Below are 12,735 nucleotides of genomic sequence, written 5' to 3'. Positions count from 1 at the left end.
GGTGGCGAGGGCCTGGTCAGCCGCAGTTGAGGATTTTGTCGGCGAACTGCGTCTTGAGGCCGGCGGTCTTGCGCTGCCTCTCCTTGTCGTAGTCGGCGACATTCGCCTTGGTGACCACGAAGGACCCGGAGTCCACGACCGCGCCCGGGCTGCGCATCACGCACTGCTTGCTCTGCAGCAGGGCGAGTGCCCAAGTGCCCACGTCCGCCTGGCCGGTCGGGTTCTGTACGACGGTGGCGCTGACGGAGCCGTTGCGGATCGAGCTGATGATCTTGGCGTCGTCGTCGATGGCCACGACCTTCGCCGACGATCGGGAGCGCTTGACCCCGTCGGCGGCGGCGACCGCGGGGTTGTAGGCCGTGGTGACGATGCCCTGGATCTCCTTGCCCTTGGCGGCCAGCAGGTCGGACACCGCTTTCTGCGCGGTCTGCAGGTCCTTGTCGATGTCGGTGACCGTCTGCAGGAGTTTCACCTTGCCCTTGGTCTCCTTCACCGCTTTGGCCACGCCTCTGATCCGCAACTGGGTGTTGGCGTCCACGTTGTTGCCGGTCAGGTGGACCAGGGTGCCCTTGCCGCCCATGGCGTCGATGGCCGCGCGGGTGGCGCGGTAGGCCGCGAGTTCGACGTTGGTGGACAGGCAGAAGTCGGCCTTGTTCACCTTGCCGGCCGGGCACGAGCCCAGGGAGGCCACCGCGAATCCCTGCGACGTGAGGTCGGAGAAGGTGCTGTTGATGTCGGTCGGCGAGACACCGAAGACGCCGAAGGCGTTGTAGCCGCGCGCGGCGAGTGTGGACAGCAGGTTGTTCTGCTTCTGCTGATCCCATTCGGCGGTCTCGTCGAACGTCTCTCCCCCGAGGCCGTATTCGCTCTTCGCCGTCGCTCCCGCCGCCTTCCACGGCTGGAAGTACGGGTGGGCGCCGCCCGGGACGAGGGCGACCTTGACGCCGGAACCGTCGGCGAGCTCGGCCGTCCCGTTCCCCGTGCCCTGCCCGGGAGCCGCCTTCCCGCCGGCCGGCTCCCCTGAGTTCTTCAAGGTGCATGCGGTCAGGCCACCGGTGAGCACCACCACGGCGAGAGCACTGGACAAGAGGGGCCTGATCCGGACGTACGGCGCCACAACTCCCCCTAAATTCAATAGGATATTTGCGAGGAGATGCTGCGCCAGGCACCGTCCCGCGTCAAGACATCTGACAGGACTGGGAGCCGGAGGGGGCATGGAGGTGCCGTTATGCGACGTCCTGAGCTTGTTCGTCCCTGGGGCGGCCATCCCGGCGTAAGCGGCGGGAAGCTCACTTCCGGGTCAAGGTCCCGAAAATCCCATAGGAAATCCCGTCGCGGTCAACCAGCCTGCCGCAGGGGCGCGCCGGCCCGGTGGAGACTGGTGAGGGCCTGCCGGTAGGACTCGACCAGGCCGGTCTGGAGGTAGAGCACCCCGAGCTCCTCGCAGTAGCGGTGCACGATGAGCTGGGCACGGCGGAGGTTGGGCGAGGGCATGCTCGGGAACAGGTGGTGCTCGATCTGGTAGTTCAGCCCGCCCAGGGCGGTGTCGACGAGCCGCCCGCCGCGGACGTTGCGCGAGGTGAGGACCTGTCGCCGCAGGAAGTCGGGGCGGTCGGTGCCGGTGAAGGTGGGCATGCCCTTGTGGTTGGGCGCGAAGATCGAGCCCAGGTACACCCCGAAAAGGCACTGGTGCACGACGAGGAAGAGCACGGCCTTGCCGGGCGGCAGGACGGTGAACAGGGCTGCCAGGTAGAGCGCGAAGTGCCCGAACAGCAGGGCACCCTCCGTACGGCGCTGCTTGAGGGAGCGGTCGGCCAGCGCGCGCACCCCGGCGACGTGGAGGTTGAAGCCCTCCAGGGTCAGCATCGGGAAGAACAGGAAGGCCTGGAGCCTGCCGATCACCCGGGCCGGGCCGGTGGCCTTGCGGGCCTGAGCCTGGGTCCAGACGAAGATGTCGGGCACGACATCGGGGTCGAGGTCCTCGTGGTTGGGGTTGGCGTGGTGGCGTGAGTGCTTGTCCTGCCACCACCCGTACCCCATGCCGATGCCCAGGTTCCCGGCGATCCGGCCGGTCACGGCGCTGGCTCGGCTGCGGCGGAACACCTGCCGGTGCCCCACGTCGTGGGCGACGAGTGCCACCTGCCCGAACACGACCGCCAGGAAAGCGGCCAGGGCCAGGGTCCACCAGCTGTCGCCCACCAGCAGGAACGCTCCCCAGCCGCCGACGTACAGGACGAGGATGAGTGACATCCGCACCGCGTAGTAGACGGGCCTGCGGCCCATCAGCCCGGAGTCCTTGATCAGTTTGGACAGCCGCGCGAAGTCGCTGCCCCCGGTCGGGTGCGGGAGCGGTGCCTGGACGCCGGCGCCCGGCCCCCTGCCCGGGATGTCTGTCTGTTTCTGGTCCAGCATGGATGTCAGTCCTCGTCTGTACGGGGTGGAGCGGGGCGGCGTCGCCGGTGCCTGGGTCAGGCACGGCCTGGATTCATGGGTGGGGTGTCCGCCTCGGGCGGGTGCGGGCGGGCGCGGCGCGGAGCCGCGCAGGTCGTGGCCTCAGCGGCCGTCGGGTGGCGCGGGAACCAGCCTCGGTACGGGGGTCGCGGCCGGGCGGCCGGGAACCAGCCGCGGCATGCCGTTCCACGCCGGGAAACGGCGCAGAACCTCGCGCAGCGGGGGTGCGGTGTTCAGGTCCAGCTCACCGGCCATGACCGGTTCGACCCGCTCCTGAGCGTCAGGACCGGGGAACGGTCTGCGGGAGATGTCCATGGCGCCTCACTCGAGGAACGGCCCGACACCGCAGCGAAAACGCCCGGGATCAAGGGGAGACCACACGCCGAAATGCGGGCCTGTCACCGGGCGGAACCGGACGGCGGCCACCCTCGTCGTCCGGGGCTGCCGTCCCGCAGACGGTGTGATGCGCCTGCCTCACTGCTGTGCTCATAACGCCGGGGTCTGGGGGCGCGTTGCCTCAGCCTACGCCCTACGCCTGTCGGCCCAGCCTGTGCGAGCGCGGTACGGCTGCCGAGCGAAGGTATCCGCACCACGGCCGGCGAGCGGACGCGAACGGGGCGGGCGGCGGTCCAGGGGGACCGCGGGCCGGGCATGCAACGGCCCCGGGGCTCCTCTCGGAGTCCCGGGGCCGCGATGCTCAGAGCGGTGGGATCAGACGGACGGGCCGCCGAAGGGGGCACCGGTTCCGTAGTAGGTGCCCAGCTCGTCGTGGTAGCCCGAGTCACCCAGGTGCTTGTCCCGGTCGAACTCGGGGGCGTCCTTGATCTGACCCTTGGTGCGGTCGACGAAGATCTTCTTCTCGTCCGGGTCGATGCTGACGACCGTGCTCGCCGGGAGCAGGACCTCCTTGCCGAAGATCCACACACCGGTGTCCACCACCAGGTAGGCGTCACCGACCTCGTCGGAGTGCTTGTCGACCTTGCCGATGGCACCGTCCGTGGCCTCGACCTTGTAACCCGTCAGGTCGGTACCCGTCAGACGACCGGCGGTCGACTTGTAACTCCACACATGCTCAGTCACGCGAAAACAACTCCTCCGGTAAACAGAGGGCAGCAGGGGTTCCCGCTGATCCTCTTTTTCCGTACTTCTTGCGCGGCGGTTTCTGTTTCCCCGCCGCCTTCCGATTGCCCCGTATCCGGCGTCTCACTCCCCCATGCCGCAGAAACCGGGATGGCCGCCGATCTGTGGAGGCAACCAGTTCCCTTGCTGCGTCACGGAGACCACCCCGGCTCCCTTCCGACTACCCCCGATATCCGGTTCAACCCGACATGGGGGATTCCATCGGAGCCCGGGCGGCACGACGGTGGTCCGCCACCCCTGAGAGGCCGGCGGACCACCGTCACACACCATGTGAGCTGCGCCTTGGACAGGCGGCTACCAGCGATACCAGCGGCCGCTGCCCCCCTTCGGACGGGCGACGAAGCCGATCAGCCACACGACCAGAACGATGATCGCGATCCACCACAGGATTTTCACCGCGAAACCCGCACCGAAGAGAATCAGCGCCAGCAGAAGAACGAGAAGCAGGGGAACCATGATTATCAACCTCCGAACCACCGTGTGCCCTGCATTCACCGGCCACACGTGCGAATTTACAATCCGCCCGCTTACGAACAGGGAAACGGGGTCGGCCCCGCGGTCGGCTGACAACGGATTCAATCCCGGCACAGGGGTACCCCTGACGCATGAACGCCACAGACAAGACCCCGCTGCGCGCCGTCGCGCTCGTGTGCACCCTGTCGCCCTCGCCCGCCTCGTCCAGTTCTCAGCTGCTGGCCGAGCAGACCATGGCGGCGCTCGGCGAGCACGGCGTCACCGGCAAGGTGATCCGGATCGCCGACCACGACGTACGCCCCGGGGTGCAGACCGACATGGGCGACGGTGACGCATGGCCGGAGATCCGGGACACGATCATGGATGCCGACATCCTGATCCTGTCCACCCCGATCTGGCTGGGCCACCCGTCCAGCGTCGCCCAGCGGGTCATGGAGCGCCTCAACGCCGAGATCTCCGAGACCGACGACGAGGGCCGGATGCTCACGTACGGCAAGGTCGCGGCGGTGTGCGTGGTGGGGAACGAGGACGGCGCCCACAAGGTGAGCGCCGACCTGTTCCAGGGGCTCAACGACGTCGGTTTCTCCCTCCCGCCCAACGCCGTCACGTACCGGGTCGGCGAGGCCATGCAGGGCACCGACTTCCAGGACCTCGACAAGACTCCCGACGCCACCGCCGCCACGACGGCCACCCTGGCGGCCAACTCCGCCCATCTGGCACGCCGGTTGAAGTCGGCCTCGTATCCGGCCGGCTGATCCCGGCGGGCGGAACCCCGACCGCCGCGGCTCGGGTCAGGCGGCCGCGGGCTCCGGCCGGGTGTCGAGGTCGGGTTGTTCGCTGAGGTTCACTCCGGGGCGGCCGCCGCGCAGGACCAGCCCCGCGAGCAGACAGGACAGCAGCGCGGCACCGGCGCAGACCACGAAGCCGATCGAGTAGCCGTGGCCGAGTGCGTGCAGGGCGAGCGGTCCCGCGGCCCCGGGTGGCGACTGGGGCGGCACCGAGTTGACGGCGAGCGGTCCGCCGGTCGCTGCGACCTGCCCGGCCGCGGCCTTGATCCCCTCCGGCAGTTGTGAGGCGGCCAGGGAATGGCTGAAACCGCTCGCGGCACGGCTGAGCGCGACCGCGCCGATGATGGCGGGCCCCAGGGTGAACCCGAGGTCGCGCAGTTGGCTGGTGGTCGCGCTGGCCATGCCGGCGAAGCGCACGGGCACGGTGTTCACCGCGGTCGCGGTGATCGACGAGACGGCCAGGGTGAAGCCCATGCCGACCAGGACCAGCGGCACGACCAGCGAGGGCAGTGCCGTATCCGTGATCGGCAGCCGGGCGAGGAGCAGATCTCCGGCCGCTATCAGCAGGAAGCCGATGCTCAGCAGCCAGCGTGCGGCGACCCGGGCGAGCAGTGCGGCTGTGATGGGCGCCAGCACCATCGTCGGCCCGTTGGTGAGCAGGAAGGCCACCGACGTGCGCAGCGGGCTCTGGTGCTGGATGGGGCCGAGCCGCATGCTGAGTGCGTAACAGGTGCCGATGAAGCTGAACATGCCGACCACCGCGACCACCGAGGAGAGCGCGAAGGCGCGGTTTTTGAACAGGTCGAGTTGCAACAGCGGGGCGCGGGAGCGCAGTTCGGCCACGATGAACAGCGCGAGGAAGACGGCCGCGACGACGAACCCCGTGATGACGGCGGCGGAGTCCCAGCCGTCGGACGGCCCCTGGATCACCGCGTACAGCAGGGCGAAGAGGCCGATCGCGATGGTGAGCTGCCCCTTCAGGTCGAGTGAACGGCCCTTCGGCGCGCTCGAGTCGTGCGCGAGGAAGCCCACCGCCGCGCTGACCACCCCGATCAGGGCGACGATGACGAGGGCCCAGCGCCACGAGCCGTAGTTGGCGGTGATGCCGCCGAGGAGCGGTGCCACGAACCCACCGCCCGCCAGGCTGGCCGACCAGGCGGCGATCGCGGTGGCGCGCTGGCTGTTGGTGCGGGTGCCGACGGCGATCATCGCGAGGGAGCTGGGGAAGATCGCGGCGGCTCCGACACCGGCCAGTGCCTGGCCCGCCCACAGGAAGTGGACGCTGCCGGCGGTGGCCGAGGCGGCCTCACCGACGGCCATCAGCAACGCGCCCCCGATCAGGAGGCGCTTGCGTCCGAACAGGTCACCGAAGACCCCGAAGGTCAGCTCCAGGACCGCGACGGGCAGCAGTGTCGCGTCGGATATCCAGGTCAGCTGCGAACCGGTGGTGTGCAGGTCGGTCTGGAAGAGGCCGTTGAGGGTGGCGGGGATCGCGAGGCCGGTCTGCGCGAGGCAGACGGCGAGGCAGCCGGCGATCAGCGTGGCAAGGGGCAGATTTCTCCCGGCTACGGGTGGGCTCGTGGTGTCGGTCATGCCGCATCCAATGGGTTGTTGGGAGGGCTGAGGGTGCTGTTCCTGCGGTCGGCGCAGGAAGCCGTCAAAGGGCCGGCTCGAATGGGAGTTGTCCCGCGCTGTTCCTGCGGTCGGCGCAGGAAACCGTCAAGAGGCCGGCTCGATGGGGACGTTGCCGCGGAAGACTCCGTCGGGGTCCAGCCGGCGCTTGATGCTGCGCAACCGGGCGTAGGTGCGGGGCGGATAGACGCTGCGGACGCGGTCGGGCTCGGTGTCGATGAAGTTGATGTATCCGGCGTCGGAGCCGACGCAGTCCATCGCCGCGTAGGTCTCGCGGGCCCAGTCGATGTGGGTGCCGGTGTCGGCCGGGTCGGTCCATGCGGCGACGACGTTGAGGATGTAGGCGGCGTCGCGGTGGGCGAAGGCGGTGGCGTCCGCGGGCACCCTGCTCGCCGCTCCGCCGAGCCGGAGGACCTCGATCTGCGAGTGCTGTCCGGGCAGTCGCCGGCCGGCCTCCAGCAGGGCCTTGACCGCGGTCTCGTCGACGCGGCCGAGGTAGCGGGACTTGTTGTAGTTGCGGCGCCCGTGCGGATGCAGGTCGTCCTGCATCGACTGCACGGCCACGTACGGCATCCGCTCCACCGAACTCACCACGGGCGCCCCTTCGTTGACGAGCAGACCCATCGGATCGTGCCCGGCTTCCAGGTTGCCGGACCACACCGCGTTCACCATGACGGCCGGACGGCCGACGATCTCCTGCGGCACTCCGGGCACGGGCGGAGCCGCGCAGATGATGCAGATGGCGGTGAGTTCGTCCGGCGCCGCCTCCATGACGGAGACGTAGTGCGCCAGCGCGTCGGGCAGCTTGTCGAGCGGGTGGACGGCCTGTCCCAGGAGTACGTCGGTGAGGGGATGGGTGGCCAGGGTGAACTCGGTGACGACCCCGAAGTTCCCGCCCCCGCCGCGCAGCGCCCACAGCAGGTCCGCGTCCGCCTCCTCGCCCGCGTGGACGACCGTACCGTCGGCCGTGACCACCTCCGCGCCGATGATGTTGTCGCAGGTCAGTCCGTAGTTACGGAAGGTCCAGCCGAAGCCGCCGCCGAGGGCGAGGCCGCCGAGACCGGTGTGCGAGACCACTCCCGCGGGCACCACCCGGCCGAGGGAGGCGGCCTTCGTGTCCACATCGCCCAGCAGGCAGCCGCCGCCCGCGCGCAGGCTCGTCCCGTCGGCGTCGACCACGACCGACCGCATCCGGGACAGGTCGACGACGACCCCCTCGTCGCACACGGACAGACCGGCGACCTGGTGTCCGCCGCCCCGTACGGAGAGGGTCAGCCCTTCCGCCCTGGCCGCCCGGACGACCGCGGACACGTCGGCGGTCGACGCGCAGTAGGCGATCAGGGCGGGACGCTTGTCGACGGTGGCGTTCCAGATGCGGCGCGCCTGCTCGTAGTCCGGGTCCGCGGGCAGTACGACCGACCCCGCGAACTCGCCGTCCAACGAGGCGAGAATCCTGCCGACGCGCTGAGATGTTTCCATACGGTGCGTACGCTCCTGTTCCTGTGACTCCCCGAGGGACTCTCTGGCATGAGCTGCTGGGCAGGGCTTCCGGTCCGGCCGCCCCCGGCGCGTCAGCGGCCCCGCGCCGGTACGTTCTGCAGTGCCTCGCGGTCCACCCGCTTGCGGGTGGTGACCACGACCAGTCCGGACAGCAGTCCCACGGCCACGGCGACCGGCCCCCAGGGGGCGCCACTGGTGACGTCGAGCCAGTGGTCGACGCTGAGGTCACCGGGTCCGCAGAGGCCGATCGCGACGACGCCGGCCAGGATCATCAGCTCGAACTCGAAGCCGTGCTTCTTGCCGTCGAGTCCGTTGCGCAGATGGATCGCCGTGACGTTGGTGAGGACTCCGGTGAGCATGGCCGTGCCCAGGACGCTCAGCGCACCCGTCCCCAGCAGGACGGCGCCGCAGGTCTCGGTGGCGCCGGCGACCAGGGCCATCAGCCGCGGTGGCCGGAATCCCTGGGCGGCGAAGAACTTCTCGGCGCGGTCGAGCCCTCCGCCGTCCCACCAGCCGAAGAGCTTCTGTGTCCCGTGGAACCCCATGATCACGAGGATGGCCAGGCGCAGGACGAGCAGGCCGAACGAGGCGGCGGTGCCCATCAGTTGTCCGACGGGGCCGGTGCCGTCCCGAACCGCGGCAGCACCTCGTCCAGGAACAGATCGAGCGAGCGGCCGGACTCCTCGGCCGTCATGAAGCCGAAGTTGAACAGCAGCGACATGTGCCGGACTCCGGCGTCGGCGAAAGCGTTGATCTGCTCGGTCACCGTCGCGGGACTGCCGACGATCATCGCGCGCTGGAGGAACTCGTCCGGGTTCTGCGGGGACACCCCGACGACGCTCTTCAGATGGGCGCTGTCCTTGATGTCCCCGGTCATGGTGAAGTTCTTCTTCTGGTGGGCGCCCATCTCCTCCATACGGGCCCGTGCGAAGGCGACGGCTTCCTCGTCGGTCTCGCGGACGATCACCTGCTTCTGCACGAGACTCCAGTCCAGGCGCTCCTCGATGCAGGCCTGGTCGTGCCCCGCCTCGGCGAGCGCTTCCGCGTACAGCTTGAACCGGGGACCGATGACGTCCGCGGTCTCGCGCGCGGTGAACAGGTACCAGCCCTTGCGGCCGGTCCATACGACGCCCTCGTCGTTCTGGGTCGCCCGCGCGAACTTCGGGCGGGACGCGTGATAGGCGGCCGGCATGATCCGGGTGCGCAGCGAACCCTGCTCGAAGGCGGTCGACCACTCGTACGGCGGGTCGTCGGGCTTCTTGTCCAGCGCGCGCTCCATGACCTCCAGGTTGTGCATCATCTGCTCGTGCCGTACGGAGGGGTCGCGCCCCAGGCCGGCGTACTCGACGGGGGACCCGCCGGCCGCGAAACCGACGATGAGGTTGCCGCGGGTGATGATGTCGAGCAGGTTGCAGCTCTGGGCCAGACGCATCGGGTTGTGCAGCGTCGGCACGGCGACCGCCAGCAGGAACATCGTGTCGTCGGGCACCTGGGAACTCAGGTGGGACGCCAGCATGAAGTTGTTCCCGTAGGTGTTGTAGCCCGAGAAGTGGTGTTCGGTGAGCGCGATGCCCTGGACGCCGGCCCGGGTGGCGCGGACGGCCTGGTCGATCGTCGTACGGATGATCGGGACGTCCTCCTCCGCTCCACGGGTCTGCGGGTTCAGGTAGATCGAGAACCGCATGGCAGGGACTCCTTCTGCAGCTTTTAAAGCGGTTGCAGAGAGTGGTACCACGCACCCCATGGAGGGTCAATGCTTGGCGCAAGACCCTGTGCGACTGGCATATAACCTCAACTCCCCCTGCCGGCCACCGAATCCAGCCGAGTGGTTGACAGCGGAACTTGCGCTTCGCCATCATCGTGCAACCGGTTGAAAAGCCAGGTTGGAAAAGCACTACCGGCGACACACGACGGCGCGAGCCCGAGGAGCCATGCGATGGCGGACATCGTCTTCATCAACTGTTTCGAGGTCCCCGTGGGGCGGGAGGACGCGTTCCTCGCCCTGTGGTCGGAGATCGACGACTACATGTGCGAGAAACCCGGGTTCCGATGGCGCAAGCTGCACCGCTCCCTGGACTCGACGACCCGCCTGCGGTACGTGAACGTCGCCGGCTGGGATTCGGCCGAGCAGTTCGACGCCGCCCACGACGAGGAGTTCCGCCGGATGCAAGCGCAGCCGGGGTGGCTGGAGTTCCCCGCGCTGCCCGCCCTGTACACCGTCGAGAAGGAGACCCACGCGGCCTCCCCCGCCCACTCCGTTCTCTGACATGACTTTCGGCCTTCCCGAGGCCTCGGGCCAGGTGATCGCCGCCCGGGACGTCGACCCCGTCACCGTGCCGGGACACGCGTTCCGGATCATCACCGACGGCTCCGGGACCGGCGGCGCCTTCAGCCTGACCGAGGCGGAGAGCCCGAAGGGCGCCACGGTCGGCTGCCACGCCCATGACGGGGCCGTGGAGTGCTTCTACGTGCTGGACGGCCGCTACCGGCTCACGGTGAGCGGCGGCACCCACGAGCTCGGCGCGGGCGGGTTCCTGCTCGTGCCGCGCGGTGCGCCCCATCAGTTCGAGGTGGCCGAAGGGCCGGCGCGTGCGCTGGTCCTGTTCGCGCCGGCGGGCTTCGAGGAGGTCTTCCGGCGGATGCCCGAGATCTTCGGCACCCAGGGGGAACCCGGCCCGCTCTGGGAGCACGTCAACTCCCGTGCCCGTACCCGCTTGTTGGAGTCGACGGGCCCGGGACCCGCCGCACTCGTACGGGCCCGGACCGGAGCTGGTTCCGACCCGTCGGGCGCACCCGTGACCCTGGCGGATGCCACCGCCACCAGGACGAGCCTGCGCATCGTGCTGCGTGACGGTGACACCGCCGGCGCGACCTGGACACCCGGGCCGTCCGCGACCGCGGTCTACGTCCTCGCCGGGCGCTACCGCTTCGACCTGCCCGAGACCGGGCCCGCCGTCGGCGAAGGCGAATACCTGGCACTCGCCCACACACCGGACGCGCGTGCGGTGGCCCTCACCGACGGGGGCCGCGCCCTCGTCCTGGAACTCGGCACCTGACACGCACCGACGGGGCCGCGCAACCCGTCCTGGAGCCCGGCACCCGACACGAGAGGAACCTCCGTGGCACTCCCCATCCTCGAGCAGGCACTGCGCGACCCCACCCTCACACAGCAGGAACGCTCCAACATCCAACTGGTGCTCCGGTTCCGGGCGTTGCCCTTCCGGGACCGCGCCGCCTACACCGTCGAGGGCTTCCGGCCGGCGCGCATGGGCATGGCCAACCTGGCCGACATCAAGACCGGCGACGGGCCGAACTACACCGCGGACTCGATCCCCGACCGCGAGGACGAGATCCTCGACATCATCGCCCACGGCGACCGGGTCTGGGCGACCTGGCTCATCCGGGGCACGCACAGCGGATCCCTCTACGGAATCCCGCCGACCGGCCGCAAGGTCGAGGTCCTCGAAGTCGGCCAGTGGCGGATCCGTGACGGTCTGATCGCCGAGGCGTGGTTCTTCGTCGACGAACTCGCGCTCGTCCGCCAGCTGGGGATCTGGCCGCGGACGGGCACCACCGAGAAGGAGCACTGAGATGCCCACCGCCTTCGATCCCGTCGACCTCGGCGGCCGACGCCTGCCCAACCGCATCGTGATGGCCCCGATGAGCCGAAGCCGGGCCTACGGACCCGAGGCCTGCCCTGGCCCGTCGACCGCCGAGTACTACCGGCAGCGCGCCTCGGCCGGTCTGATCGTCTCCGAGGGGATCCAGCCGTCGGCGGTGGCGCGCGGCTATCCCGCGACGCCCGGCCTCTACTCCCTCGAGCAGGTACGCGCCTGGCGTCCCGTCACCGAAGCGGTGCACGCGGCCGGCGGCACTCTCTTCGCGCAGCTCATGCACGCGGGCCGGATCGGCCATCCGAGCCTGCTGCCGGACGGCCTGTCACCCGTCGCCCCGTCGGCGATCGCCGCGAACGCGCAGGTGTTCACGCCCCAGGGTCCCAAGCCCTGCGTGCAGCCCCGCGAGCTCGGCGAGGAGGAGATCACCGCGACGATCGCGGACTTCGCCGCCGCGGCCCGCAACGCCATGTCGGCCGGGTTCGACGGCGTCGAACTGCACGGCGCCAACGGCTTCCTGATCCACCAGTTCCTCTCCCCTCACGCGAACAGCCGCACCGACGGCTGGGGCGGCTCCGCCGCGAACCGCATCCGCTTCGCGATCGAGGTGACCAAGGCCGTGGCCGGCGCCATCGGGGCCGACCGGGTGGGGGTCCAGCTCTCCCCCGGCAACCCGTACAACGACATGGTGGAGGACGACTGCTCCGGCACGTACGGCCCCCTGGTCACCGCTCTCGACAGATTCGGGCTCGCCTATCTCGCCCTCGCGGAGGGGCCCGACCGCGGACTGACCAGGGAGCTGCGCCGGCTGTGGTCGGGGGTGTTCGTCCTCAACCCGTTCACCGCTCCCCGGACGACGGGGCCCGGGGAGCTGGAACTCGTCGAGGACGGCACCGCCGACATGCTCTCCTTCGGCGCGCTGTTCCTGGCCAACCCCGACCTGCCGCGCCGGCTGGAACAGGGCGGACCGTTCAACACCGCCGATCCGTCGACGTATTACGGCGGCGACGACCGCGGGTACACCGACTATCCGTTCCTGGACGACGACTCGCGGCCGGCGCCCACCGCCTCGGAAGGTGCCGCCCGGGGCCGCCCGACGGACTAGGGTCCCGGGGGCCCGGGTCTCTGGGTCTCGG

Annotated in this window: 14 protein-coding genes; 5 read left to right on the top strand and 9 right to left on the bottom strand. The window is 69.7% G+C overall.

From position 1 onward, the window contains the following. Positions 1-16: 16 nt before the first annotated feature. From ACFVYF_RS13395 to ACFVYF_RS13375, 5 genes are all read right to left on the bottom strand, one after another. Positions 17-1,087: a sugar ABC transporter substrate-binding protein gene (locus ACFVYF_RS13395; protein ID WP_389455231.1), complete on the bottom strand. Its 1,071-nt coding sequence runs from the start codon at positions 1,085-1,087 to the stop codon at positions 17-19. 251 nt (positions 1,088-1,338) lie between these two features. After that, on the bottom strand, positions 1,339-2,412 hold the full coding sequence (locus tag ACFVYF_RS13390) for a fatty acid desaturase family protein (RefSeq protein ID WP_389455229.1): 1,074 nt from the start codon (positions 2,410-2,412) through the stop codon (positions 1,339-1,341). A gap of 141 nt (positions 2,413-2,553) precedes the next feature. Further along, positions 2,554-2,766 carry a hypothetical protein gene (locus ACFVYF_RS13385; protein ID WP_389455227.1) on the bottom strand — a complete coding sequence of 71 codons (213 nt, stop codon included), beginning with the start codon at positions 2,764-2,766 and terminating at the stop codon, positions 2,554-2,556. Between the two features lie 396 nt (positions 2,767-3,162). After that, entirely contained in the window at positions 3,163-3,531 is a 369-nt protein-coding gene (locus tag ACFVYF_RS13380) for a PRC-barrel domain containing protein (RefSeq protein ID WP_389455225.1), read from the bottom strand. A gap of 354 nt (positions 3,532-3,885) precedes the next feature. Then, complete coding sequence (locus ACFVYF_RS13375; protein WP_389455223.1) at positions 3,886-4,047, bottom strand: hydrophobic protein; 162 nt, start codon at positions 4,045-4,047, stop codon at positions 3,886-3,888. 149 nt (positions 4,048-4,196) lie between these two features. Here ACFVYF_RS13375 and ACFVYF_RS13370 point away from each other — a divergent pair, with 149 nt between their 5' ends. Continuing rightward, positions 4,197-4,820, top strand: coding sequence for a flavodoxin family protein (locus ACFVYF_RS13370; RefSeq protein ID WP_389455221.1), 624 nt, complete (start codon positions 4,197-4,199; stop codon positions 4,818-4,820). 36 nt (positions 4,821-4,856) lie between these two features. Here the strand turns inward: ACFVYF_RS13370 and ACFVYF_RS13365 are convergent, their stop codons facing one another. The 4 genes from ACFVYF_RS13365 to ACFVYF_RS13350 form a co-directional block, all read right to left on the bottom strand. Then, a complete protein-coding gene (locus tag ACFVYF_RS13365; RefSeq protein ID WP_389455219.1) occupies positions 4,857-6,446 on the bottom strand; it encodes an MFS transporter in 1,590 nt (529 codons plus the stop codon). Positions 6,447-6,572: 126 nt separating this feature from the next. Beyond that, positions 6,573-7,964: an FAD-binding oxidoreductase gene (locus tag ACFVYF_RS13360; RefSeq protein WP_389455217.1), complete on the bottom strand. Its 1,392-nt coding sequence runs from the start codon at positions 7,962-7,964 to the stop codon at positions 6,573-6,575. A 92-nt stretch (positions 7,965-8,056) separates the two neighbouring features. Continuing rightward, positions 8,057-8,587 carry a DoxX family protein gene (locus tag ACFVYF_RS13355; protein ID WP_389455215.1) on the bottom strand — a complete coding sequence of 177 codons (531 nt, stop codon included), beginning with the start codon at positions 8,585-8,587 and terminating at the stop codon, positions 8,057-8,059. Continuing rightward, positions 8,587-9,669: an LLM class flavin-dependent oxidoreductase gene (locus tag ACFVYF_RS13350; protein WP_389455213.1), complete on the bottom strand. Its 1,083-nt coding sequence runs from the start codon at positions 9,667-9,669 to the stop codon at positions 8,587-8,589. Before ACFVYF_RS13350 ends, ACFVYF_RS13355 begins: the two co-directional genes overlap by 1 nt. 252 nt (positions 9,670-9,921) lie before the next feature. Here ACFVYF_RS13350 and ACFVYF_RS13345 point away from each other — a divergent pair, with 252 nt between their 5' ends. From ACFVYF_RS13345 to ACFVYF_RS13330, 4 genes are all read left to right on the top strand, one after another. After that, entirely contained in the window at positions 9,922-10,251 is a 330-nt protein-coding gene (locus ACFVYF_RS13345) for an antibiotic biosynthesis monooxygenase family protein (RefSeq protein WP_389455211.1), read from the top strand. Position 10,252: 1 nt separating this feature from the next. Beyond that, entirely contained in the window at positions 10,253-11,041 is a 789-nt protein-coding gene (locus ACFVYF_RS13340; RefSeq protein ID WP_389455209.1) for a cupin domain-containing protein, read from the top strand. Between the two features lie 63 nt (positions 11,042-11,104). After that, positions 11,105-11,575 (top strand): ester cyclase, encoded by a 471-nt coding sequence (locus ACFVYF_RS13335; RefSeq protein ID WP_389455207.1) that lies wholly within the window; start codon positions 11,105-11,107, stop codon positions 11,573-11,575. Between the two features lies 1 nt (position 11,576). Continuing rightward, a complete protein-coding gene (locus ACFVYF_RS13330; RefSeq protein ID WP_389455205.1) occupies positions 11,577-12,704 on the top strand; it encodes an alkene reductase in 1,128 nt (375 codons plus the stop codon). The last annotated feature ends 31 nt before the right edge of the window (positions 12,705-12,735 follow it).

It is taken from the genome of Streptomyces sp. NPDC058274 (assembly GCF_042881375.1).
Taxonomy (GTDB): Bacteria; Actinomycetota; Actinomycetes; order Streptomycetales; family Streptomycetaceae; genus Streptomyces.
The sequence above is the reverse complement of the archived record's forward strand: the minus strand, read 5'-3'. Positions and strand labels throughout refer to the sequence as shown.

Coding starts and splice junctions, on each gene's coding strand:
- ACFVYF_RS13345 (WP_389455211.1), top strand. CDS start 9,922: ATGGCGGACATCGTCTTCATCAACTGTTTCGAGGTCCCCGTGGGGCGG.
- ACFVYF_RS13370 (WP_389455221.1), top strand. CDS start 4,197: ATGAACGCCACAGACAAGACCCCGCTGCGCGCCGTCGCGCTCGTGTGC.
- ACFVYF_RS13390 (WP_389455229.1), bottom strand. CDS start 2,412: ATGCTGGACCAGAAACAGACAGACATCCCGGGCAGGGGGCCGGGCGCC.
- ACFVYF_RS13350 (WP_389455213.1), bottom strand. CDS start 9,669: ATGCGGTTCTCGATCTACCTGAACCCGCAGACCCGTGGAGCGGAGGAG.
- ACFVYF_RS13355 (WP_389455215.1), bottom strand. CDS start 8,587: ATGGGCACCGCCGCCTCGTTCGGCCTGCTCGTCCTGCGCCTGGCCATC.
- ACFVYF_RS13340 (WP_389455209.1), top strand. CDS start 10,253: ATGACTTTCGGCCTTCCCGAGGCCTCGGGCCAGGTGATCGCCGCCCGG.
- ACFVYF_RS13385 (WP_389455227.1), bottom strand. CDS start 2,766: ATGGACATCTCCCGCAGACCGTTCCCCGGTCCTGACGCTCAGGAGCGG.
- ACFVYF_RS13360 (WP_389455217.1), bottom strand. CDS start 7,964: ATGGAAACATCTCAGCGCGTCGGCAGGATTCTCGCCTCGTTGGACGGC.
- ACFVYF_RS13365 (WP_389455219.1), bottom strand. CDS start 6,446: ATGACCGACACCACGAGCCCACCCGTAGCCGGGAGAAATCTGCCCCTT.
- ACFVYF_RS13375 (WP_389455223.1), bottom strand. CDS start 4,047: ATGGTTCCCCTGCTTCTCGTTCTTCTGCTGGCGCTGATTCTCTTCGGT.
- ACFVYF_RS13330 (WP_389455205.1), top strand. CDS start 11,577: ATGCCCACCGCCTTCGATCCCGTCGACCTCGGCGGCCGACGCCTGCCC.